The organism is Pseudomonas sp. B3(2017), from assembly GCF_002113595.1.
Taxonomy (GTDB): Bacteria; Pseudomonadota; Gammaproteobacteria; order Pseudomonadales; family Pseudomonadaceae; genus Aquipseudomonas; species Aquipseudomonas ekonensis.
In genome coordinates this window covers 64282-86926 of sequence record NZ_NEIU01000005.1, presented here as the reverse complement: position 1 = coordinate 86926, position 22645 = coordinate 64282, and the positions used below count along the sequence as shown (strand labels likewise).

The window sequence follows — 22645 nt, the reverse complement described above, 5'->3', positions numbered from 1 at the left end:
ATGCTGCTTTCAAAGGAATCCATTTCTCTCAGGAGCTCACATGTCGATGACCATCGGTTTCTCAAATCCCGGCGCAGTCACCATCGGCGGGAAAACCCCGGCCATGATCGCCAGCCTGAACGAGGCGACGGCCGAAAATTCAGATGAGGCGCTGGGGCAGGTTGAAGACGACGGCAAGGTCAGAACCGGCGGCGCAGCGCCGAGCGAGGACAAGGAAGACGCCGGCGACACCCACAGCCTTGTCGTCAAGATGCTGCTCAAGCGGATGCAGGAACTGCAGAAGCAAATGCAGCAGCAGCAACAGCAACTGGCCGCCGCGCAAGCCGCCAGCTATCCCACGCCTGAAGCCAAATCCACTGCCGTGATGGCTATCCAGGGGCAGATCTCCGGCACTGCTGCTGCGATTGCGCAGGTCGCCGGCGATCTGGCCAAAGAACTGGCCAAAGAGCTGGCGAAAGCGACGGGAAGCGGAAATCTGGTCAACACGACGGTGTGACGTCGCGGGCGGTTGCGGTTAATCGCCCTACAAAAAAAGCAGATTCCCAGTCGTTGACAAATCTCGGCAGGGTTCGCATAGTTCGGTCTACGCAAACGTTTGCGCGGCATTCCCGGTAGCGTATTCGGCATTCTGGAATGCCGCGAAGCTTACGTCAGCGCAAGCGTTGCTCACAATAATCATAAGATCGGAGTGAACCCATGAAGCTGCCATTTGCCGGACGCCTTCTCGCTGTCGCCATGCTGGCTGCCGCATCCGCCGCACTGCCCGTCTCTTCGGCTTTCGCCGAGTCTCCCGAAAAACCCAAGGTCGCGCTGGTCATGAAATCCCTGGCCAACGAGTTCTTCCTGACCATGGAAGACGGCGCCAAGGCCTACCAGAAAGAACACGCCGCCGATTTCGACCTGCTCTCCAACGGCATCAAGGACGAAACCGACACCGCCAACCAAATCCGCATCGTCGAGCAGATGATCGTCGCCAAGGTCGACGCCCTGGTCATTGCCCCGGCTGACTCCAAGGCCATGGTGCCGGTGATCAAGAAGGCCGTGGATGCCGGCATCAAGGTCATCAACATCGACAATCAGCTGGATCCGGCCGTCGTCAAAAGCAAGGACATCAACGTTCCGTTCGTGGGGCCCGACAACCGCAAGGGCGCTCGCCTGGTGGGCGAGTACCTGGCCAAGCAACTGAAGGCCGGCGACGAAGTCGGCATCATCGAAGGCGTCCCCACCACGACCAACGCCCAGGCCCGCACCGCAGGCTTCAAGGATGCGATGGGCGCGGCGCAGATCAAGGTGGTGTCGCTGCAGTCGGGTGACTGGGAAATCGACAAGGGCAACAAGGTCGCCGCTTCGATGCTCAGCGAATACCCGGAAATCAAGGCGCTGCTGGCCGGCAACGACAGCATGGCCGTCGGTGCGGTGTCGGCCGTGCGGGCCGCAGGCAAGGCCGGGCAGGTGAAAGTGGTCGGCTACGACAACATCAATGCCATCAAGCCGATGCTCAAGGACGGTCGCGTCCTGGCGACCGCCGACCAGTTCGCGGCCAAGCAGGCCGTGTTCGGCATCGAGACCGCGCTGAAGGCCCTCAAGGGCGAGAAAGTCGACAGCGCCAACGGCGTGATCGAAACGCCGGTCGCACTGGTCACCCAATAGTTTTCCGGCGACACAACGGCGCCTGCCGGCTCCGGCAGGCGCATGGAGATTCCTTATGTCTGTTTCCGCCCCGAACGCTGTCCTCACGGTCAGCGGCATCGGCAAGACCTACGCGCAACCTGTGCTTGCCGGCATCGACCTGACGCTGATGAGAGGCGAAGTCCTGGCGCTGACCGGCGAAAACGGTGCCGGAAAAAGCACGCTGTCGAAGATCATCGGCGGCCTGGTGACGCCGACCGCCGGCCAGATGCAGTTCCAGGGCAAGGCCTACAGCCCCGGCAGCCGAACTCAGGCTGAAGAACTGGGTGTGCGCATGGTCATGCAGGAGCTCAATCTGTTGCCGACCTTGTCGGTGGCGGAAAACCTGTTTCTCGACAACCTGCCCAGCCACGGCGGCTGGATCAGCCGCAAGCAACTGCGCAAGGCCGCCATCGAGGCCATGGCCCAGGTCGGGCTGGAGGCCATCGACCCGGACACGCCGGTCGGCGAGCTGGGCATCGGTCACCAGCAGATGGTCGAGATCGCCCGCAACCTGATCGGCGATTGCCATGTGTTGATCCTCGATGAGCCGACGGCCATGCTGACGGCACGCGAGGTGGAGATGCTGTTCGAGCAGATCACCCGCCTGCAGGCCCGTGGCGTCTCGATCATCTACATTTCCCATCGCCTCGAAGAGCTGGCCCGTGTCGCCCAGCGCATCGCCGTGTTGCGTGACGGCAATCTGGTCTGTGTCGAGCCGATGGCCAACTACAACAGCGAGCAACTGGTCACCCTGATGGTCGGCCGGGAGTTGGGCGAACACATCGACATGGGGCCGCGCCAGATCGGCGCGCCGCTGCTGACGGTCAACGGCCTGAGCCGTTCCGACAAGGTGCAGAATGTGTCCTTCGAGGTGCGGGCCGGCGAGATTTTCGGGATCTCCGGGCTGATCGGGGCAGGGCGCACCGAGTTGCTGCGCCTGATCTTCGGCGCCGATGCCGCAGACAGCGGTACGGTCGCGCTCGGTACGCCGGCGCAAGTGGTGAGCATCCGCTCGCCGGTGGATGCGGTGCGCAACGGCATTGCCTTGATCACCGAAGACCGCAAGGGCGAGGGGCTGCTGCTCACTCAGTCGATCAGCGCCAACATCGCATTGGGCAACATGCCGAAGATTTCCCGGGGCGGCGTCCTCAATGACGGCGAGGAAATCTCGCTGGCGCAACGACAGATCGGCGCCATGCGCATCCGCAGCTCGAGCCCCGCGCAACGGGTGTCCGAGCTGTCGGGCGGCAACCAGCAAAAGGTGGTGATCGGCCGCTGGCTGGAGCGCGACTGTGACGTGCTGCTGTTCGACGAGCCGACCCGCGGCATCGACGTCGGCGCCAAGTTCGACATCTACGCCTTGCTCGGCGAGCTGACGCGCCAAGGCAAGGCGCTGGTGGTGGTCTCCAGCGACCTGCGCGAACTGATGCTGATCTGCGACCGCATCGGTGTGCTGTCGGCCGGCCGCCTGATCGACACCTTCGAGCGTGACAGCTGGACCCAGGATGACTTGCTTGCCGCCGCGTTCGCCGGCTACCAAAAACGTGATGCGTTGCTCAACGAAGCGGCGCCTAGGGATCTCCCATGAAAACTGCATCTCCCGCCGGTATCCGTAGTGGCAATCTTTATGGCCTGGGCACCTATCTGGGGTTGGCCGGGGCCTTGCTGGCGATGGTCGCGCTGTTCTCGGTCATGAGCAGCCACTTTTTGTCCTATAACACCTTCACCACGCTGGCCAACCAGATTCCCGACCTGATGGTGCTGGCAGTGGGCATGACCTTCGTGCTGATCATCGGCGGCATCGATCTGTCGGTCGGTTCGGTGCTGGCCCTGTCGGCCTCCACCGTCAGCGTCGCGATCCTCGGCTGGGGCTGGAGCGTATTGCCGGCCGCCGTGTTGGGCATGGCGGTGGCCGCGCTGGCGGGCACGGTGACCGGATCGATCACCGTGGCCTGGAGGATCCCGTCGTTCATCGTCTCGCTCGGTGTGCTGGAGATGGCCCGTGGCCTGGCGTATCAGATGACCGGTTCGCGCACCGCCTACATCGGCGATGCGTTCGCCTGGCTGTCGAACCCCATCGCCTTCGGCATTTCGCCGTCGTTCATCATCGCCTTGCTGGTGATCTTCATCGCTCAGGCAGTGCTGACGCGCACCGTGTTCGGCCGTTACCTGGTCGGCATCGGTACCAATGAGGAGGCCGTGCGCCTGGCGGGCATCAATCCGAAGCCTTACAAGATCCTGGTGTTCAGCCTCATGGGTCTGTTGGCGGGCATTGCTGCGCTGTTCCAGATTTCCCGCCTGGAGGCGGCGGATCCGAACGCCGGTTCCGGGCTGGAACTGCAAGTCATCGCAGCTGTGGTGATCGGCGGCACCAGCCTGATGGGCGGACGCGGTTCGGTGATCAGCACCTTCTTTGGCGTGCTGATCATTTCCGTGCTGGCGGCCGGTCTGGCTCAGATCGGTGCGACCGAGCCGACCAAGCGCATCATCACCGGGGCCGTGATCGTCATCGCCGTGGTGCTGGACACCTACCGCAGCCAACGCGCTGCACGGCGGGGCTGACGCATGGCAACGATCAAGGATGTGGCGGCGCTCGCGGGGATTTCCTACACGACCGTGTCCCATGTCGTGAACAAGACCCGGCCGGTCAGCGAAGAAGTGCGCCTGAAGGTCGAGGCGGCGATCAAGAGCCTCGACTATGTGCCCAGCGCGGTGGCGCGTTCGCTGAAGGCCAAGACCACAGCGACCATCGGCCTGCTGGTGCCCAACAGCCTCAACCCGTACTTTGCCGAGTTGGCGCGGGGGATCGAGGACTACTGCGAGCGCAACGGTTACTGCGTGATCCTCTGCAACTCCGATGACGATCCGGAAAAACAGCGCAATTATCTGCGGGTGCTGCTGGAAAAACGCATCGACGGTCTGATCGTCGCCTCCGCCGGCGGGGACGACGGCCTTGTCCAGGGTCTGACCGGGGTGAAGACCCCCATGGTGATTGTCGACCGTGGCCTGGACGGCGTGGATGCGGATCTGGTGCGCATCGACCATGAGTACGGCGCCTACCTGGCCACCCGCCATTTGCTGGAACTGGGGCATCGCGACATTGCCACCATCGGCGGGCCGGTCAGCACCAGCGTCGCGCAGATGCGTCTGGCCGGTTTCCGCCGGGCAATGGATGAAGCGGGGGTGACCGTGTCGCCCGGTCGTGTGCTGGAAAGCGACTTCACCAGCACCGGCGGCTACAACGCGGCGGCCCTGCTGCTCGAGGGCAATCCGCCCACGGCGATCTTCGCCGGCAACGACATGATCGGCATCGGTGTGCTGCGGGCTGCAGCGGAACGCAACGTGCGCGTGCCCACCGAACTGTCGGTGATCGGTTTCGACGATATCCAGATGAGCCGGTACGTTTACCCTGCGCTGACCACGGTCGGTCAGTCGATCCTGCAGTTGGGGGAAATGGCGGCGGAAGTGCTGTTGCGCAGGATCGCCAGCCCGAGCCTGGCCACCGACCAACGGATCGTCACGCCGAGCATCGTCTTGCGCGAGTCGACGGCCCCCCTGTTCGGCGTGTTCACCGAATACCGCTGAAACCGAATTGATGAGTAGCGACGTATGTCAGCAAATGTAGTGGTAATAGGCAGCCTGAACATGGATCTGGTGACCCGTGCGCCTCGGCTGCCCCTTGGCGGCGAGACGCTGATCGGCCATTCGTTCACCACCGTGCCCGGCGGCAAGGGCGCCAATCAGGCAGTGGCGGCTGCCCGTTTGGGAGCGGCTGTGGCGATGGTCGGCTGCGTCGGCAACGATGCGTATGGCGCGCAATTGCGTGATGCGCTCCTGGCCGAACAGATCGATTGCCGCGCAGTCAGCACGGTCGAGGATTCCAGCGGTGTGGCGCTGATCGTGGTCGACGACAACAGTCAGAACGCGATCGTGATCGTGGCCGGTGCCAACGGTGCGCTGACCTGCGCTGTAGTGGATCGGTTCGATGACGTGCTGCAGGCGGCGGATGTGGTCATCTGCCAGCTCGAGGTTCCGGACGCCACGGTCGGTCACGCCCTCAAGCGTGCCCGGGCGCTCGGCAAGACCGTCATCCTCAATCCGGCGCCTGCCGGTCGGGCGCTCCCGCCGGACTGGTACGCCGCCATCGATTACCTGATTCCCAACGAAAGCGAGGCGGCGACCCTGAGCGGGCTGCCCGTGGATTCACGGGCGTCGGCAGAACGGGCGGCCAGCCATCTGATCGGCCTGGGCGCGGGCAAAGTGCTCATCACCCTAGGCGCCCAAGGGCTGTTGTTCGCCAGCGGCACAGGCTTCGAGCATTTCCCGGCGCCCAAGGTCAAAGCCGTCGACACCACGGCGGCGGGCGACACATTCGTCGGCGGTTTCGCCGCGGCGCTGGCGCGCGGCGAGTCTGAAGCGCAGGCCATCCGCTACGGTCAGGTCGCCGCGGCGCTGTCGGTCACCCGCGCCGGCGCACAGCCGTCCATTCCCACACGTTCCGAAGTGCAGGCATTCAAATCCTCATGAAAAAGACCCCATTGCTCAATGTCGCCCTGTCGCGCCTGATAGCCTCCCTCGGTCACGGCGACATGCTCGTGATCGGGGACGCCGGGCTGCCGGTGCCGCCCGGCGTCGAGCTGATCGACCTGGCGCTGACCCACGGCGTTCCGGCGTTCATCGACACCCTCAAGGTCGTGCTCAGCGAGATGCAGGTGGAAAGCCACGTGCTGGCCCAGGAGATTCTCGAGAGACGTCCCGCGCCGTTGACCGTCCTCGATGAGCTGAACGGCTCAGGGGCGCTCGGTCGGCGCGACCTGCTCAGCCATGAGCAATTCAAGGCGCTCAGCCGCCAGGCGCGGGCGATTGTCCGTACCGGCGAATGCCAGCCGTACTGCAACATCGTGCTGGTGGCCGGCGTCACCTTCTGACGGGTCGCGAACCCATTCGATTTCACATGCACAAGGAGTGCGCCATGCGCCGCTATGCTAAAAAACTGCCTCAACTGTTCCGGAGCCTGCTGCTTTTGTCCCTACTGACCGCGACCGGCGCCCAGGCGGCGGAAAAGATCGACCTGATCATCGACACCGACCCGGGCGCCGATGATGTGGTCGCCCTGTTGTTCGCCCTGGCGTCGCCGGATGAGCTGAACATCCGCGCCTTGACCACCGTGGCGGGCAATGTGCGCCTGGACAAGACCTCGCGCAACGCCCGGTTGGCCCGCGAGTGGGCAGGGCGCGAAGACGTGCCGGTGTATGCCGGCGCGCCCAAGCCGCTGATGCGCACGCCGATCTATGCCGAAAACATCCATGGCAAGGAAGGCCTGTCGGGAGTCACCGTCCACGAGCCGAAAAAAGGCCTGGCCGAAGGCAATGCGGTCAACTACCTGATCGACACGCTGAAGAAGGCCAAGCCCCACAGCATCACCATCGCCATGCTAGGCCCGCAGACCAACCTGGCGTTGGCGCTGATCCAGGAGCCGGAGATCGTCCAAGGCATCAAGGAAGTGGTGATCATGGGCGGTGCGCACTTCAACGGCGGCAACATCACCCCGGTGGCGGAGTTCAACCTTTTCGCCGACCCTCAAGCGGCCGAGGTGGTGCTCAAGAGCGGCGTGAAGCTGACCTACCTGCCGCTTGATGTCACCCACAAGGTGCTCACCAGCGACGCGCGGCTCAAGCAGATCGCGGCGCTGAACAACAATGCCAGCAAGATCGTCGGCGACATCCTCAACGAATACATCAAAGGCGACATGGAGCACTACGGGATCCCGGGCGGCCCGGTGCATGACGCCACGGTGATCGCTTACCTGCTCAAGCCTCAGCTGTTCACCGGCCGTTCGGTGAATGTGGTGGTGGACAGCCGTGAAGGGCCGACTTTCGGTCAGACCATCGTTGACTGGTACGACGGCCTGAAACAGCCGAAGAACGCATTCTGGGTGGAGAACGGCGATGCCCAGGGCTTCTTCGATCTGCTGACCGAGCGCCTGAAGCGTTTGAAATGAGTGATGCGCCCGCAGGCATCGAGTTTGCGGGCTTCTATTCCCTTTCGCTGTCCGGGGTGCCTTGGAAGTCGTCGGGGTACCTTTCGAAGACCTGGTCGATGAATGACCGTGCGCCTTGCGTGCCGAGCGTCCGGATCAGCAGGTCGACGCTGATCAGCGCAAGCTCTTCCGGGCTGCCCGGACTGTAGGAACTGTGCCCCTGGGGCCAGATGGCCTTGATGTCGGCGGTGATGCTTACGGTGGTCATGGCGGGCTCTGGAGGTCGGGTCTGTCGAAGCCTTGAGTAAATCATGTTGCCCGGCGTTTGGCACTGCGACTTAGGCATGGGCGCAGGGCTGTGCGACACTTGGTCGTTTTCGGCCGAACCCAGGATTGCACCGTGCAGATTGATTTGAATGCCCCCGATGGCCTGACGCTTGAGGCTGTGCGCCGGTTGCTGGCTGAGGCCAGTGACGATATGCATACGCAGTTGCGGGTGACTAAAGGCGGGATTGCCTATATCTCTTCTGGCGTGACGGGCGGTCAGGAAATCGATGGCCTGTCTTTCCGTCTGGAGACCTGGGCCAAGGGTTCAGGGTACGTCGGGCGTGTGGCGGCGAGCGATGACGTGTGGGTGCAGCAGATCTACAACGCACTCAAGGGCAACTGGCCGAATCCGCCGTTCGACTACATCGACGTTTACTGAGGCCGATTAATATTCAGTCACGATTGCGTGATGAAGCATGACCGGCTGTTCAGGCAGACTCGGCGCCTTTGGGGTCGTGGAGGAGGGGTGTGTCAGCCCCGCCGTGAAACCAAACGCAGGATTGGTGGTCGCACGATCTCGAAACAACCATTGGAAAAGGAGGCTTCATGCCTATGAAATTCACCTCGCTGGGCGCGCTGGCGGCCATTGCCATGCTGGCCGGTTGCAGTTCGACTTCGAGCGAGCCGGCGAAGGATCCTGTGGCCAGCGAGGCCGGTCATGGCCGCTGCGAGGCATCGGCTGCGCAATTCGCCATCGGCAAAAAGGCTTCGCCGCAGCTTCTGGATCAGGCCCGCACCCGTGCCGGTGCGCAGAACGCCAGGTTCCTCAAGCCCAATGACATGATTACCCTGGAGTACCGTTCCGATCGCCTGAACCTGAACACCGACACCGATCTGATCGTCACCCGCGCCAGCTGCGGCTGATCGCTGCGGGCTTTTCGGCAGGCATAAAAAACCCCGTCACATGGACGGGGTTTTTTTGTGCGCCGGGAGATTACTCTGGGCGAACTTGTGCAGCTTGCATACCCTTTTGGCCTTTCTCAGCCACGAAGGATACGGCTTGGCCTTCTTTCAGGCTTTTGAAACCGTCAACTTCGATAGCTTTGAAGTGTACGAACAGGTCGTCACCGCCACCTTGAGGAGTGATGAAGCCGAAGCCTTTTTCATCGTTGAACCATTTGACGGTGCCGGATTGGCGATTAGACATGGTGTATCTCCAAGAAACATATATTTTCAGTAGTGCTGTGCTGCTCAGGCCAACTGGGCACACCGGGGTATCATAGTCGAAATGTTCGCTTTGGTAGCCCCCCGCAGGTGCTGTTTGCCAATCAGTCGTGTTTTCTTTGCAGGTTGTTTCGGCTGGAGGCCCCGGTTTGAAAGGCTTTCAAGGGCTTTGGGGCTGCAGTAAAAAACCTGTAAAACCTGCACGAAACAGGTGGGAATTCGTCATTTGCCAGCCTTTTCCCCGTGTCCGGGGGGCCTCAGGCGTGCCGTCCGCTCACTTTTTCGCGGGGACGTTGGCCTTGCATTTGGCGATCTGGCCCAAGGCTTTCTGTTGCAGTTCCTGGCTGGCCTTGTTGTCCATCAGGGCCTGGATGTCGCTGGCCGAGTAGGATTTGATGGCATCGGCGCCGCAGGCGCAATGGGACTTGGCGGCCGCAGCGCCGATCTGCGGTGTCGCCGCCTGGGTGCACTGCGCCATGTATTTCTCGCGCTCGCCTTTCGGCCAGTCGGCATGGGCGCTCAGCGGCAGCAGCAGAACAACGGGGGCGAGAGCGGCGAAAAGGGTGTGCAGACGCATGCGAAGATGCTCCTTGTGGGTCAATGTCCTTCATCAGATGGGCGAAGGACGGATCAAGTTCATCACTCTGGCATAAAAACGGATGATCTGCTCTGGAATGCAACCCTGAAGCGTCCGCAGCCGTTCATCTGTGCTAGCATGCCGGGCTCGGGCGACCGCAGGCCTCCAAGGCCCATGCGGCTCCCGTGTTTTCTGTTTGAATCCCAGTCACTCTGGTTCGGTTTTCCGGTTGGCCGCAAGGCTCCTGCCGCTGTAAGGCAGGCGTTCGTCATTGAATGGCCTGGATCGGATCTTGTACTGGCTCATCCCAACCCACGTGACCTTTGGTAGGGGTCACCACTAGGAGAGGAGGCGCCATGCCAACTATTACTCTTCCCGACGGCAGTCAACGTTCTTTCGATCATCCGGTTTCCGTAGCCGAGGTCGCCGCATCCATTGGCGCGGGCCTGGCCAAGGCCACCCTGGCCGGCAAGGTCAACGGTCGGCTGGTCGACGCTTGCGATATCATCGACAGCGACTCGACGCTGCAAATCATCACGCCAAAGGATGAAGAGGGGCTGGAGATCATTCGCCACTCTTGCGCCCACCTGGTCGGTCACGCGGTCAAGCAACTGTACCCGACCGCCAAGATGGTCATCGGTCCGGTCATCGACGAAGGCTTCTACTACGACATCGCCTTCGAGCGTCCTTTCACGCCGGAAGACATGGCCGCCATCGAACAGCGCATGCAGCAGCTGATCGACAAGGATTACGACGTCATCAAGAAGGTCACTCCGCGTGCGCAAGTGATCGAAGTGTTCAAGTCCCGCGGCGAAGACTACAAGCTGCGCCTGGTCGAGGACATGCCGAACGAGCAGGCCATGGGCCTGTACTATCACGAAGAATACGTCGACATGTGCCGCGGCCCGCACGTGCCGAACACCCGTTTCCTGAAGTCCTTCAAGCTCACCAAGCTGTCCGGCGCCTACTGGCGCGGCGATGCCAAGAACGAGCAACTGCAGCGCGTCTACGGCACGGCCTGGGCAGACAAGAAGCAGCTGGCCGCCTACATCCAGCGTATCGAAGAAGCCGAAAAACGCGACCACCGCAAGATCGGCAAGCGTCTCGGGCTGTTCCACACCCAGGAAGAAGCGCCGGGCATGGTGTTCTGGCACCCGAACGGCTGGACGCTCTATCAGGTGCTTGAGCAGTACATGCGCAAGGTGCAGCGCGACAACGGTTACCTCGAGATCAAGACGCCGCAGGTCGTTGACCGCAGCCTGTGGGAAAAGTCCGGGCACTGGGCCAACTACGCCGACAACATGTTCACCACTGAGTCGGAAAGCCGCGATTACGCGATCAAGCCGATGAACTGCCCTTGCCACGTGCAGGTGTTCAACCAAGGCCTGAAAAGCTACCGCGAACTGCCGATGCGCCTGGCCGAGTTCGGCGCCTGCCACCGCAACGAGCCGTCCGGCGCCTTGCACGGCATCATGCGCGTACGTGCGTTCACTCAGGACGACGCGCACATCTTCTGCACCGAAGAGCAGATGCAGGCCGAATCCGCTGCGTTCATCAAGCTGACCATGGATGTCTACGCCGACTTCGGTTTCAAGGACATCGAGATGAAGCTGTCCACCCGTCCGGAAAAGCGCGTCGGTTCCGACGAGTTGTGGGATCGTGCCGAGTCGGCGCTGGCGGCGGCGCTCGACAGCGCGGGTCTGCCTTATGACCTGCAGCCGGGCGAGGGTGCGTTCTACGGTCCGAAGATCGAGTTCTCGCTCAAGGACTGCCTCGGCCGCGTATGGCAGTGCGGCACCTTGCAGCTCGATTTCAACCTGCCGGTGCGCCTCGGTGCCGAATACGTTTCCGAAGACAACAGCCGCAAGCATCCGGTGATGCTGCACCGGGCGATCCTCGGTTCCTTCGAGCGTTTCGTCGGGATTCTGATCGAGCACTACGAAGGGGCGTTCCCTGCGTGGCTGGCGCCGACCCAGGCGGTGATCATGAACATCACCGACAAACAGGCGGATTTCGTCGCCCAGGTCGAAAAAACTCTCAACGAAAGCGGGTTTCGTGCCAAGTCTGACTTGAGAAATGAAAAGATCGGCTTTAAAATCCGCGAGCATACTTTGCTCAAGGTTCCATATCTCTTGGTTATTGGGGATAAGGAAGTCGAGATGCAGACTGTCGCTGTGCGTACTCGTGAAGGTGCTGACCTCGGCTCGATGCCGGTCGCCCAGTTCGCCGAGTTCCTCGCGCAAGCGGTTTCCCGGCGTGGTCGCCAAGATTCGGAGTAATTATTATTAAGCGTGAAATGAGACAGGATAAACGAACTGCACCGAAGGCCCCGATCAACGAGAATATCTCGGCACGCGAGGTTCGGTTAATTGGCGCTGACGGCGAGCAGATTGGCATCGTCTCGATTGATGAAGCGCTTCGTATAGCTGAAGAAGCCAAGCTTGATCTGGTGGAAATCTCCGCCGACGCAGTCCCGCCGGTTTGCCGGGTGATGGACTACGGCAAATCGATCTTCGAGAAGAAGAAGCAGATTGCTGCGGCGAAGAAAAACCAGAAGCAGATTCAGGTCAAAGAAATCAAGTTTCGTCCAGGGACGGAGGAAGGGGATTACCAGGTAAAACTACGCAACCTGGTACGTTTCCTGAGTGACGGGGACAGGGCCAAGGTTTCCTTGCGATTCCGCGGCCGTGAGATGGCCCACCAGGAGCTGGGGATGGATCTCCTCAAGCGGGTCGAACAAGACCTGCTCGAGTACGGATCGGTCGAACAGCATCCTAAGATGGAAGGACGCCAGCTGATCATGGTCATCGCCCCGAAAAAGAAGAAGTAATCAACAGGGCACGGCAGGCCTTCTGATTATGTTTATCCACTGAATGCGGAGTATCCGAACATGCCAAAGATGAAAACCAAAAGTGGTGCTGCCAAGCGGTTTCTGAAAACTGCTAACGGCATCAAGCACAAGCACGCTTTCAAGAGCCACATCCTGACCAAAATGTCGACCAAGCGTAAGCGTCAACTGCGCGGAAGCAGCCTGCTGCATCCGTCTGACGTGGCAAAAGTCGAGCGCATGCTGCGCCTTCGTTAATTTTTGGATCAAGAATAGAGGAAGTAACTCATGGCTCGTGTAAAGCGTGGCGTCATTGCCCGTAAGCGTCACAAAAAAATTCTGAAACTTGCTAAAGGCTACTACGGTGCACGTTCGCGCGTATTCCGTGTTGCCAAGCAAGCGGTAATCAAGGCAGGCCAATACGCCTACCGTGACCGTCGTCAGAAAAAACGTCAGTTCCGCGCTCTGTGGATCGCTCGTATCAACGCTGGTGCTCGTACCAACGGTCTGTCCTACAGCCGTTTCATCGCCGGCCTGAAAAAAGCGTCCATCGAGATCGACCGTAAGGTTCTGGCTGATCTGGCAGTGAACGAAAAAGCGGCGTTTGCTGCGATTGTCGAGAAAGCTAAAGCCACCTTGGCTTAAGTACCCCCGACAGTCACCCGGCCCTGCATCTGTGGGGTCAGGTGTTAAACGTCATAAATAGGGGAAGAGCCTTCAAGCTCTTCCCCTATTTCGTATCTGGAGTCTGTACATGGAAAACCTGGATGCGCTGGTCTCTCAAGCACTAGAGGCTGTGCAAAGCGCTGAAGATATCAATGCCCTGGAGCAAATCCGGGTTCACTACCTTGGCAAGAAGGGCGAGCTGACTCAGGTGATGAAGACCCTGGGCAACCTGCCGGCAGAGGAGCGTCCGCAGGTCGGCGCCCTGATCAACGTTGCCAAGGAGCGTGTCACAGAGGTTCTCAATGCGCGCAAGGCTCTGTTTGAAGAGGCCGAGCTGGCCGCCAAACTGTCCGCCGAGTCCATTGACGTGACCCTGCCGGGCCGCGGTCAGACCTCGGGTGGCCTGCATCCGGTGACCCGGACTCTGGAACGCGTCGAACAGTTCTTCACCCGCATCGGCTACGGCATCGCCGAAGGGCCGGAGGTCGAAGACGACTACCACAACTTCGAGGCGCTCAACATCCCAGGCCATCACCCGGCCCGGTCGATGCATGACACCTTCTATTTCAACGCGAACATGCTGCTGCGCACCCATACCTCGCCGGTACAGGTCCGCACCATGGAGTCGAAAAAGCCGCCGATCCGCATCGTATGCCCGGGTCGCGTGTACCGCAGCGACTCCGATATCACCCACTCGCCGATGTTCCACCAGGTCGAAGGCCTGCTGGTCGACCGCGACATCAACTTCGCCGACCTCAAGGGCACCATCGAAGAGTTTCTGCGGGTGTTCTTCGAGAAGGAACTGGCCGTGCGCTTCCGTCCTTCCTACTTCCCGTTCACCGAGCCGTCCGCCGAAGTCGACATGGAATGTGTGATGTGCAGCGGTAAAGGCTGCCGCGTCTGCAAGCAGACCGGCTGGCTGGAAGTGATGGGCTGCGGCATGGTTCATCCGAATGTGCTGCGCATGTCCGGCATCGATCCGGAAGAGTTCTCGGGCTTCGCCTTCGGCATGGGTGTCGAGCGCCTGGCCATGCTGCGTTACGGCGTGAACGACTTGCGTCTGTTCTTCGACAACGACTTGCGGTTCCTCGCGCAATTTCGCTAGTCGTAACGAATTCTTAGGAGAGCAGGATGAAATTCAGTGAACAATGGCTGCGTGGCTGGGTCAGCCCGCAGGTAGATCGTGACGGGCTGGTTGCCCGTCTGTCGATGGCCGGTCTGGAGGTCGATAGCGTCACCCCGGCTGCCGGCGCATTCAGCGGCGTGGTGGTGGGCGAAGTGCTGAGCACCGAGCAGCACCCGGACGCCGACAAGCTGCGCGTTTGCCAAGTGAGCAACGGCAGCGAAACGTTTCAGGTCGTGTGCGGTGCGCCGAATGTGCGCCCTGGCCTGAAGATTCCGTTCGCCATGATCGGCGCCGAACTGCCGGGCGACTTCAAGATCAAGAAGGCCAAGCTGCGCGGCGTCGAGTCCAACGGCATGCTGTGCTCGCAATCCGAGCTTCAGGTCGGTGAAGGCAACGACGGTTTGATGGAGCTGCCGGCCGATGCGCCGGTAGGTGCGGATTTCCGCGTTTACCTGGATCTGGAAGATGCCAGCATCGAGGTCGACCTGACCCCGAACCGTGGCGACTGCCTGTCGCTGGCCGGCCTGGCCCGTGAAGTCGGTGCGCTGTACGACGCTCCGGTGGTGCGCCCGGTCGTGGCCCCGGTGCCGGCGGCTCACGATGAGGTGCGTCCGGTCGACGTACTGGCGCCGGCCGCTTGCCCGCGCTACCTGGGCCGCGTGATCCGCAATGTGGATCTGTCCCGGCCAACCCCGCTGTGGATGGTCGAGCGCCTGCGTCGTGCGGACGTGCGCAGCATCGATGCCGCCGTGGACATCACCAACTACGTGATGCTCGAGCTCGGTCAGCCGCTGCATGCCTTCGACCTGGCCGAGATCAATGGCGGAATCCGCGTGCGCATGGCGGAAGAGGGCGAGAAACTGGTGCTGCTCGACGGCCAGGAAGTCAGTCTGCGCAGCGATACGCTGGTGATTGCCGACCACACTCGCGCACTGGCGATTGCCGGTGTCATGGGGGGCGAGCACAGCGGCGTCTCCGCGACCACCCGCGACGTGTTCCTTGAAAGCGCGTTCTTCGACCAGATCGCGGTCGCCGGCAAGGCACGTTCCTACGGTCTGCACACCGATGCCTCTCACCGCTACGAGCGTGGCGTGGACTGGCAACTGGCCCGTGAAGCCATGGAGCGCGCCACTGGCCTGCTGCTGGACATCACCGGCGGCGAGGCCGGCCCGATCATCGAGACGGTCAGCGAGCAGCATCTGCCGTCGATCGCGCCGATCACCCTGCGTGCGCAGCGCATCGCGCAGATGCTGGGCATGGAAATGGACTCGGCCGAAGTCGAGCGTCTGCTCGGCGCCTTGGGCCTGAAGATCTCGGCTGAAGGAGCAGGGCAGTGGCGTGTCGAGGTGCCAAGCCACCGTTTCGACATCAGCCTGGAAGTCGACCTGATCGAAGAGCTGGCGCGTCTGTATGGCTACAACCGCCTGCCGGTCCGTTACCCGCAAGCCCGTCTGGCTCCGCAGGCCAAGGCGGAAGCGCGCAGCGACCTGCCGGAACTGCGTCGTCTGCTGGTGGCTCGCGGCTATCAGGAAGCGATCACCTACAGCTTCATCGATCCGAAACAGTTCGAACTGTTCAATCCAGGTGTCGAGCCGTTGCTGCTGGCCAACCCGATCTCCAACGACATGGCCGCCATGCGTTCGTCGTTGTGGCCGGGGCTGGTCAAGGTGCTGCAGCACAACCTGAACCGCCAGCAGGATCGCGTCCGTCTGTTCGAGAGCGGCCTGCGCTTCGTCGGTCAGTTGGAAGGGCTCAAGCAAGAGCCGATGCTCGCCGGTGTGGTCTGCGGCAGCCGTCTGCCGGAAGGCTGGGCGCAAGGTCGCGACGCCGTGGACTTCTTCGACGTCAAGGCCGATGTGGAAGCGGTGCTGGGCTTTGCCGGTGCATTGGGTGCTTTCACGTTCGTACCGGGCAAGCACCCTGCGTTGCATCCGGGTCAGACCGCACGCATCGAGCGAGACGGCCGCGAAGTCGGCTTCATCGGTGCCATTCACCCTGAACTGTCGAAGGCCCTGGGTCTTGACCGTCCGGTCTTTGTTTTCGAGCTGGTTCTGGCTGAAGTGGCGCAGGGCAAAATGCCTGAATTCCGTGAGTTGTCGCGCTTTCCTGAAGTGCGTCGTGACTTGGCGCTGTTGGCCGACAAAGACGTCGCCGCCAGTGCTGTGCTTGACGTAATCCGTGAAAATGCAGGCGAATGGCTGACAGATCTCAGGCTGTTTGACGTCTATCAGGGTAAAGGCATTGATCCGCATAGAAAAAGCCTTGCCGTCGGCTTGACCTGGCAGCATCCATCGCGCACTCTTAATGACGATGAGGTGAATTCGACGACGCAAAACATCCTCACCTCGCTCGAACAAAGGTTGAACGCCACGTTAAGGAAGTGACGTATGGGGGCTTTGACGAAAGCTGAGATGGCGGAACGTCTGTATGAAGAGCTGGGCCTGAACAAGCGGGAAGCCAAGGAGTTGGTCGAACTGTTTTTCGAGGAAATCAGGCACGCTCTTGAAGACAACGAGCAGGTCAAATTGTCGGGTTTCGGCAATTTCGACCTTCGGGACAAACGCCAGCGGCCTGGCCGCAACCCGAAAACGGGGGAAGAAATCCCGATCACGGCTCGCCGTGTGGTCACCTTTCGTCCAGGGCAGAAGTTGAAGGCCCGAGTTGAGGCTTATGCTGGAACCAAGTCATAACGACGAACTTCCCGTCATCCCGGGCAAACGCTACTTCACCATCGGTGAAGTCAGCGAGCTGTGTGCGGTCAAACCGCACGTGCTGCGCTACTGGGAGCAGGAGTTTCCTCAGCTCAACCCTGTCAAGCGGCGCGGAAACCGCCGGTATTATCAGCGCCAGGACGTGCTGATGATCCGGCAGATCCGCGCACTCCTTTACGATCAAGGCTTCACCATCGGTGGTGCACGTCTAAGGCTATCCAGCGATGAGGCCAAAGACGACACCACGCAGTACAAACAGATGATCCGCCAGATGATCGCCGAGCTTGAAGATGTGCTGGTGGTACTCAAGCAATAAATTACTGCTTTTAAATACTTCCAGTTTTCAAAAGCTTGCGATATATTCTTGAGCGTTCCTCGAGATGAGGAACAAGATTCACGCCTAGTCGGGGCGTAGCGCAGTCCGGTAGCGCACTAGCATGGGGTGCTAGGGGTCGAGTGTTCGAATCACTCCGTCCCGACCATATTTTTCAATGACTTAGCCGAACTCTAACCAGTTCGGCTTTTTCATGCGCAGGGACTTTTGCGGGGGTTCATCCTGTTTTCCTCCTCAAGATGGTCAGAGCCGGCCCGCGTGAATCCGTCGCTGACACTTTGTTTGACGCCTCAATCAACTGTTCAAGCTCTGCGGTAGAATAGTGGCTCGTAATGCTGCCATTCTTGTGCCCCAAGAGCGCCTTCCGATCTTCCAGTGTCACGCCCGCTGCACGAAGCCTTCTGCCAAAGGTGTGCTTGAGGTCGTGAACCCTGATCGATCTGAACCCGGGGTGTGCCGGTGACTTGTGTTCCATTTCCCACTTCGCCGCCGATCGCACCCTGGCCTTCTTCCATGCCGTGTCATTCATCCGGTGCATTGGGGTCGGGCCGTATTCGTCCGGCTGCCCATACGGGAAGACATACTCCGGATGCAAGCCGCGCTGACCGTCGATGACAGACATCGCCACCTTGTTCAGCACCACCAGCCTCTCGTCGCCGTTCTTCACGCCAGACTTTTCACTTCTTCCGCCAAAGTCAGCAGGTATCAGGAACACGCTTGTCCCCAGTTCCGGCACCCGGATTTCCCAATCCCACTGAAGCTTGCAGACTTCCTGCTCTCGGCAGCCCGTGTTCACCTTGTAGAGCGCCATCCTCAACAGGTGATCGGGGATTTCAGCGAACAGCATCGACTGCTCCGCCCAGGACATCGGATAAGGCTTCCTGCTCGACTTATTCTCCTCCAGCATCGAGATCATCGGCACGCTATCCAGCCACGGCCGCTTCTCTGCGTCTCGCCACTTCCTGTGGCACAGGTTCAAGATCCGAACGACTCGCTGTAGTGCGATGTTCACCGTCCGGTTCGAGACGCCTGGCTTTACCTTCCCCTTTTCGTTCTTCGTCGGCTTCTGCCTGTCCCGCTTGAAAGGAGCCAGGGTTCCGTCATCTATATGGGTGATCGGCAGATCCCCGATGTACGGATCCAGCTGCTCAATGTGTAATGCGGACAGGCCGATCGATGCCTGGTCTTTGAATTCAACCAGATACCTGGTGGCCGCCTCACGCCAGGTTCGCACCTGGCGCACGCCGTAGACCTTTTCCTGCCTTAGCTTTTCCAGCCGGTGGATCAGGTACTGCTCCGCCTCCTGCCTTTCGCTTGTTCCAGTGCTTTCCTGAAGTCGGTGACCTCTGACGACCTTGTCGATATGCCAGATTCCATTTCTCTCGTAGAGACCGGAGATCGTTTTTCGCGCCACTTATTACCTCCTTGGCGCCCACTGCGGGGCTGATTGTTGTCCTGATTCGCCGCTTTTTCAATTGCCATGGACTCGACGTAAGCGTCTGCCCACTGGTCGAGCTCAATCCGGTCGAATCCAACGCCCTGTTTGCCGATGGGGAATTCGCGGACGTTCGGCCTGACCGTTTTGTTGAATTCTTCCCGGCACATGCCGAGGTATCCGTAGGCCTCGCCGGCGCGGATAAAGCGCGGGAGGAGGGGCGCAGCCTGTGCCGCGCTTCGATTTGCCATAGGTGATGCTCCACGCCGCCGGCGGCGGCTGAGTGTTCAGTGAAGGGTCACGCTGTCCTGCCCGGCGGAGATCTGGCGGGCCAGTTCCTCGGTGCGGCGTGAGATGTACTGGATCTTTCCGCCGCAGTCGGCGACGACCCACCAGAGTCCGGCGAACCGGTGTGGGCCCTTGATGATCTTGGTGATGGTCATGGCGCACTTCCTTGCCCTGGTGGGCGGTGCCGCGCTGGCGGCGGAGGGTGGCTAAAGGTCGCTGGAGTGCTTCGTGAGGGTGGCTTTCTTCTTCGCGATTGCGTCTGCTCGTTTTTTGAGGGTGTTTTGTTGCTCGTCGAGCTTTCGCCAGCCGGCCTCGATTGCCACTCGTTTCGAGGCATACAGCTCGGATTGGTGGTAGTACTTGTTCGCGGCAGTGTGGTGGTAGTCGCTGTAGTGGGATGCAGCCACCAGTTCGACTTCCTTCGGCGCGAAACTGGGCGTCAACACCCAGGATTTGAACGGATACTGTTGATCTGACATGAGTCTTCCTCGCCCGCCGCACACCGGCGGGCCATTGGTTAGTTATTCGGACTTGGCCGGGAACCACTGGGTCTCATATTCGAACTGGGGAACCAGCTCGGCTTCGATGCGGGGGATCTCCTGTGCCATCTCGCGCGTCGTGCCGGTCCGGCCCGCAACGAAGTCGGCGGCGATCTCCAGGAAGTGCTTCCTGAAGATGCTGAGCAGGTGGTCGGCGGCCGCCTCGAACTGTTCCTCGCGGAAAGACCTGTCGATGATTCCGCCGCGGCACACCTGCCAGACGATTCGTTTCTTCTCCGCCTCGACCACGCGGATCCTGTCGCGGATCAGGTCGCCGGCGGCGTGGAGCTGGCCGAGAGACATGGAGGCGATGAACTCGGGCGTGCTGATGCGCTGGGTGGTCTTGTCGTTGTTGTTCGCAGACATAGGGGTTCCTTGCCCGCCGGGCGCCGGCAGGCTGTTGTGTTGGGTAGGGTTACAAAGCGAGTTCGACTTGGGCTTCGCGTTGCCAGATCGGAGAACTGTTGTGCGACTCAATGCGGTCGGCGATCACGCAGGCTCGCTGCCCGGCGGTGGGTGGGGCGTACATTCCAAAGCGGCTGATGCTGCCTCCGTTAACTGCAGCGTTTGTGGAGTCCGCAGAGGCAAACGGGAGGTGCTGGAAAATGGTCGGGTCGAGCATTCGCAGCCCGTGCAGGCGGCAAACAGGTCGACCCTGGTCGTCGCAGATTGCATCCATAGCTGAACCGATCCGCTTCCACCACGCAGCCGTTCCCGGGCTCGCCCACTGGCCGGAGCTTCCAATTGCCACCGTTGGCCAGCCCGCCGCCAGGCGCACAAGACGATCGAGCGATTCATGCAGGTGCCAGACCGGCACACCTCGTAGTTCCGCAGGCCAAGCTGACAGTAGTGCGTCGTTCGCAGCTTCGTCCCCATCAATGACGTCAGGGATTAGCGCCCAGTCGAAACCAGGATGCCGGTGCCACTGCTCAACCCATCGGGTATAGCCATCCACATCCAGCGTTCCGCCTTTTTTCCAGACCGAAAATGCGCCGTTGTCGAAGACGAACGACTGGCAGACGTCGGCCACAATGCCCATGTCATCCTGGCGCGGAAAAGGCACCAGAGCATGCCGTCCTGCAAGAAAGCGAGCGCCGTCCTGCCTGGTGCCACCGACTGGAGTGCCGTGGTACGCAATCATCCGCTAAGCCTCAATGTCTCAATCTCAACGCCTTGGTGAGTGGCGACGATGGTTTGATCGCCGCCGAGCTTTTCGGAGAGGCTGTCGGCGATCTGCTCATGCCAACCCTGCTTGATCAGCGCGGTCGCTGTTTTGATGTGCTCGACGTGGATCATCGATGTCGATCGCAACTCAAGGCGGTAGATGATCGTTTCGCCGTCGGCCGGACAGACGGCTGCGAAGGTGTGCCGGTAGATGTTCATCGCCACGGCCCCTTGTAGATGAGCCAGGCCATGTAGATCGGGGCGCCTCCAGCGAGAACGGGAAACAGGGCGGGGATCAGGATGATCATGGCGTCACCTTCAGTCCTGCGGATTCGATAGATTGCTGGCAGTCGCTCCGCATGCGGATGGCAGCGTGGAAGGCATCCAAGTGGCTGTCGTCGATGGCGTCTTCTGGGTCTTCGGGTTCGTTGGGTGCTGGCGGCAGGACGATTACCAGCGCCTCGCGGGAGGCCTGCCAAGCCCAGAAGGCACAAAGAGTTTCCAGCGCGATGTAGTCGCCGGCCTCCCGGCTGTGCCCGTTGGCAAAGCGCAGGGGTTGATGGGTTCGAGCGAGCGGCAGGCCTTGAGCGCGCGCCGCAGTCTCGAATTCTTCACGCATCTTGTCGTTCATCCGATCACCGCCTTAATGGTCAGGGCCAATGGAAGCCAGAAGAATAGGGCGCAGCCGGCCATGCATATGAGGATCATGGCTGCACCTTTTCGAAGTAGAAGACCACCGGCGCTCCTGTCTCGGCGATCAGGCCGTACGACTTGGCTAGCCGGTAGATTGGGTGGTAGCTGTTGAGGCTGTTGACGTGGCCGGCGATCCAATCCCGCCAGCCTTCCAGTGTCTGTCGGCCCTTGCTGATGTTGCATTGCGCGCAGGCTGGCATCATGTTGCCGAGGTTATGGTTGTTGATCTGCTCGGCGACACGTTCATCAGCGACCCGGATAACTGGTTCCAGGTGATCGGCGTGCCAACGATCGCCCAGTAGCGCGCCGCAGTAGGCGCAATGGCCGCCGTATTTCAGGCGAACTTGCTCGCGGTCAGCTTTCTTCAATCGCATGGCTTGCCCTCGCTGCGGCGACCTCGTCGATGAGCGACTGCGGAAGGCGGGCGGCGAAGTTGCCCTGCGACCACGACAGCGGCTCGGACTGACGGATCATCTCGTTCAGCAGTTCGAACGCCGCGAAAAGTTGCTGATCGCGGATTTCGCCATCCTCTGGTAGGTCGTCAACAAATACGTCGGACGGGTCGATTTCGCTCGGCATATTCGGCTCGCAGATGCAGAGCTTCAGGTCGGCCAGTTCGAAATCGCTGTCGATCAGGTAATCACGCAAGCTGTCTTCGTCGAAGAAGTACTGGTCGCCATCGAAGATAACCAACGGCTCCCCGGCCCAGTCCTTGAATGGCATCGCTGCGAACTTCGCCATTCGGCTCTCGTCGTGGCACTGACGACAGTAGCTCCGGACTTCGTGGATGGGATGTTCCGGGTTTTTCTCGCAACGGCGATGTGTGGCGCCGCACCAACGGGCCATGTGTTCATCGTTGCCCCAGAAGCGGCCATTAGCGGAGACCCAGCCAGTCAAGGTCTGGATGCTGGCGGCTTCGGGTGATTCGTACATCACGACTTTTTCTTCAGGCATGACTTCGTCCTTGCCGCTATAGCGGCTGACTTTGAAGGGGGAGGGAATAGCTTGTATCGAACCGATCAGGTTGGTGACATACTCATTTCATAGGAATAGCGGCCCGTAGTTCCGAGCCAGTCCTTGCACAGTCGCGTGCTAAAAATGCATGAAAATGACGGATTCAGACTCAAAGCTCATCAATATTTG

At 60.7% G+C, this 22645-nt stretch carries 30 protein-coding genes and 1 tRNA gene; 19 read left to right on the top strand and 12 right to left on the bottom strand.

Going from position 1 to position 22645, the window contains the following annotated elements; genetic code table 11:
- The first annotated feature begins 40 nt into the window (after window positions 1–40).
- From CAG33_RS09385 to CAG33_RS09350, 8 genes are all read left to right on the top strand, one after another.
- Complete coding sequence (locus CAG33_RS09385; RefSeq protein WP_085631459.1) at window positions 41–496, top strand: hypothetical protein; 456 nt, start codon at window positions 41–43, stop codon at window positions 494–496.
- Between the two features lie 200 nt (window positions 497–696).
- Window positions 697–1650, top strand: coding sequence for a sugar ABC transporter substrate-binding protein (locus CAG33_RS09380; RefSeq protein WP_085577467.1), 954 nt, complete (start codon window positions 697–699; stop codon window positions 1648–1650).
- A 55-nt stretch (window positions 1651–1705) separates the two neighbouring features.
- Window positions 1706–3259, top strand: coding sequence for a sugar ABC transporter ATP-binding protein (locus CAG33_RS09375; RefSeq protein ID WP_085577466.1), 1554 nt, complete (start codon window positions 1706–1708; stop codon window positions 3257–3259).
- Entirely contained in the window at window positions 3256–4233 is a 978-nt protein-coding gene (locus CAG33_RS09370) for an ABC transporter permease (protein ID WP_085631463.1), read from the top strand. Before CAG33_RS09375 ends, CAG33_RS09370 begins: the two co-directional genes overlap by 4 nt.
- A gap of 3 nt (window positions 4234–4236) precedes the next feature.
- Window positions 4237–5256, top strand: coding sequence for a LacI family DNA-binding transcriptional regulator (locus CAG33_RS09365; protein ID WP_085638066.1), 1020 nt, complete (start codon window positions 4237–4239; stop codon window positions 5254–5256).
- Between the two features lie 24 nt (window positions 5257–5280).
- Complete coding sequence (gene rbsK / locus CAG33_RS09360) at window positions 5281–6198, top strand: ribokinase (RefSeq protein WP_085577463.1); 918 nt, start codon at window positions 5281–5283, stop codon at window positions 6196–6198.
- On the top strand, window positions 6195–6599 hold the full coding sequence (rbsD, locus tag CAG33_RS09355; protein ID WP_085631465.1) for a D-ribose pyranase: 405 nt from the start codon (window positions 6195–6197) through the stop codon (window positions 6597–6599). The genes rbsK and rbsD overlap by 4 nt, the downstream gene beginning before the upstream one ends.
- Before the next feature lie 44 nt (window positions 6600–6643).
- Window positions 6644–7672 carry a nucleoside hydrolase gene (locus CAG33_RS09350; protein WP_085577461.1) on the top strand — a complete coding sequence of 343 codons (1029 nt, stop codon included), beginning with the start codon at window positions 6644–6646 and terminating at the stop codon, window positions 7670–7672.
- A gap of 34 nt (window positions 7673–7706) precedes the next feature.
- Here CAG33_RS09350 and CAG33_RS09345 read toward each other — a convergent pair whose 3' ends face one another.
- Window positions 7707–7919, bottom strand: coding sequence for a hypothetical protein (locus CAG33_RS09345; RefSeq protein WP_085638063.1), 213 nt, complete (start codon window positions 7917–7919; stop codon window positions 7707–7709).
- A gap of 132 nt (window positions 7920–8051) precedes the next feature.
- On the opposite strand from CAG33_RS09345, the gene CAG33_RS09340 reads away from it, so the two are divergent.
- Window positions 8052–8357: a hypothetical protein gene (locus CAG33_RS09340; RefSeq protein ID WP_085638058.1), complete on the top strand. Its 306-nt coding sequence runs from the start codon at window positions 8052–8054 to the stop codon at window positions 8355–8357.
- A gap of 167 nt (window positions 8358–8524) precedes the next feature.
- Window positions 8525–8842 carry an I78 family peptidase inhibitor gene (locus CAG33_RS09335; protein ID WP_085638055.1) on the top strand — a complete coding sequence of 106 codons (318 nt, stop codon included), beginning with the start codon at window positions 8525–8527 and terminating at the stop codon, window positions 8840–8842.
- A 70-nt stretch (window positions 8843–8912) separates the two neighbouring features.
- Here the strand turns inward: CAG33_RS09335 and CAG33_RS09330 are convergent, their stop codons facing one another.
- Both CAG33_RS09330 and CAG33_RS09325 read right to left on the bottom strand, forming a co-directional pair.
- Window positions 8913–9125, bottom strand: coding sequence for a cold-shock protein (locus tag CAG33_RS09330; protein WP_085577457.1), 213 nt, complete (start codon window positions 9123–9125; stop codon window positions 8913–8915).
- Between the two features lie 291 nt (window positions 9126–9416).
- Entirely contained in the window at window positions 9417–9719 is a 303-nt protein-coding gene (locus CAG33_RS09325; protein ID WP_085577456.1) for a hypothetical protein, read from the bottom strand.
- A gap of 356 nt (window positions 9720–10075) precedes the next feature.
- On the opposite strand from CAG33_RS09325, the gene thrS reads away from it, so the two are divergent.
- From thrS to CAG33_RS09275, 9 genes are all read left to right on the top strand, one after another.
- Entirely contained in the window at window positions 10076–11998 is a 1923-nt protein-coding gene (gene thrS, locus CAG33_RS09315) for a threonine--tRNA ligase (RefSeq protein ID WP_085631469.1), read from the top strand.
- Window positions 11998–12549, top strand: a complete 552-nt coding sequence (gene infC / locus CAG33_RS09310; RefSeq protein ID WP_170929973.1) for a translation initiation factor IF-3 — start codon at window positions 11998–12000, stop codon at window positions 12547–12549. The genes thrS and infC overlap by 1 nt, the downstream gene beginning before the upstream one ends.
- Window positions 12550–12609: 60 nt before the next feature.
- Window positions 12610–12804 (top strand): 50S ribosomal protein L35, encoded by a 195-nt coding sequence (gene rpmI / locus CAG33_RS09305; protein ID WP_002553160.1) that lies wholly within the window; start codon window positions 12610–12612, stop codon window positions 12802–12804.
- Window positions 12805–12834: 30 nt separating this feature from the next.
- Window positions 12835–13191 carry a 50S ribosomal protein L20 gene (gene rplT / locus CAG33_RS09300; protein WP_085577453.1) on the top strand — a complete coding sequence of 119 codons (357 nt, stop codon included), beginning with the start codon at window positions 12835–12837 and terminating at the stop codon, window positions 13189–13191.
- A gap of 109 nt (window positions 13192–13300) precedes the next feature.
- The gene (pheS, locus tag CAG33_RS09295) at window positions 13301–14317 is read left to right on the top strand and encodes a phenylalanine--tRNA ligase subunit alpha (RefSeq protein ID WP_085577452.1); all 1017 of its coding nucleotides are present in this window, start codon (window positions 13301–13303) and stop codon (window positions 14315–14317) included.
- Window positions 14318–14343: 26 nt separating this feature from the next.
- Window positions 14344–16722 carry a phenylalanine--tRNA ligase subunit beta gene (gene pheT, locus CAG33_RS09290; protein ID WP_085577451.1) on the top strand — a complete coding sequence of 793 codons (2379 nt, stop codon included), beginning with the start codon at window positions 14344–14346 and terminating at the stop codon, window positions 16720–16722.
- A gap of 3 nt (window positions 16723–16725) precedes the next feature.
- Entirely contained in the window at window positions 16726–17028 is a 303-nt protein-coding gene (gene ihfA / locus CAG33_RS09285) for an integration host factor subunit alpha (RefSeq protein WP_002553164.1), read from the top strand.
- Window positions 17009–17365 (top strand): MerR family transcriptional regulator, encoded by a 357-nt coding sequence (locus CAG33_RS09280; protein ID WP_085638052.1) that lies wholly within the window; start codon window positions 17009–17011, stop codon window positions 17363–17365. The genes ihfA and CAG33_RS09280 overlap by 20 nt, the downstream gene beginning before the upstream one ends.
- Window positions 17366–17454: 89 nt before the next feature.
- Window positions 17455–17531: transfer RNA gene (locus CAG33_RS09275), tRNA-Pro, on the top strand.
- Window positions 17532–17600: 69 nt separating this feature from the next.
- On the opposite strand, the gene CAG33_RS09270 is transcribed toward CAG33_RS09275, so the two are convergent.
- From CAG33_RS09270 to CAG33_RS09235, 9 genes are all read right to left on the bottom strand, one after another.
- The gene (locus tag CAG33_RS09270; RefSeq protein WP_085638049.1) at window positions 17601–18797 is read right to left on the bottom strand and encodes a tyrosine-type recombinase/integrase; all 1197 of its coding nucleotides are present in this window, start codon (window positions 18795–18797) and stop codon (window positions 17601–17603) included.
- 308 nt (window positions 18798–19105) lie between these two features.
- On the bottom strand, window positions 19106–19261 hold the full coding sequence (locus CAG33_RS28490; RefSeq protein ID WP_170929969.1) for a hypothetical protein: 156 nt from the start codon (window positions 19259–19261) through the stop codon (window positions 19106–19108).
- Between the two features lie 51 nt (window positions 19262–19312).
- Complete coding sequence (locus tag CAG33_RS09265; protein WP_085638046.1) at window positions 19313–19585, bottom strand: hypothetical protein; 273 nt, start codon at window positions 19583–19585, stop codon at window positions 19313–19315.
- Between the two features lie 42 nt (window positions 19586–19627).
- Complete coding sequence (locus tag CAG33_RS09260; protein WP_085638042.1) at window positions 19628–20011, bottom strand: hypothetical protein; 384 nt, start codon at window positions 20009–20011, stop codon at window positions 19628–19630.
- A gap of 49 nt (window positions 20012–20060) precedes the next feature.
- Window positions 20061–20786: a hypothetical protein gene (locus CAG33_RS09255; protein ID WP_085638039.1), complete on the bottom strand. Its 726-nt coding sequence runs from the start codon at window positions 20784–20786 to the stop codon at window positions 20061–20063.
- A complete protein-coding gene (locus CAG33_RS09250; protein ID WP_085638036.1) occupies window positions 20783–21028 on the bottom strand; it encodes a hypothetical protein in 246 nt (81 codons plus the stop codon). Before CAG33_RS09250 ends, CAG33_RS09255 begins: the two co-directional genes overlap by 4 nt.
- Before the next feature lie 85 nt (window positions 21029–21113).
- Entirely contained in the window at window positions 21114–21440 is a 327-nt protein-coding gene (locus CAG33_RS09245) for a hypothetical protein (protein ID WP_085638033.1), read from the bottom strand.
- 73 nt (window positions 21441–21513) lie between these two features.
- A complete protein-coding gene (locus tag CAG33_RS09240; protein ID WP_085631485.1) occupies window positions 21514–21876 on the bottom strand; it encodes an HNH endonuclease in 363 nt (120 codons plus the stop codon).
- Complete coding sequence (locus tag CAG33_RS09235; RefSeq protein WP_085638030.1) at window positions 21857–22456, bottom strand: hypothetical protein; 600 nt, start codon at window positions 22454–22456, stop codon at window positions 21857–21859. Before CAG33_RS09235 ends, CAG33_RS09240 begins: the two co-directional genes overlap by 20 nt.
- Window positions 22457–22645: the final 189 nt, after the last annotated feature.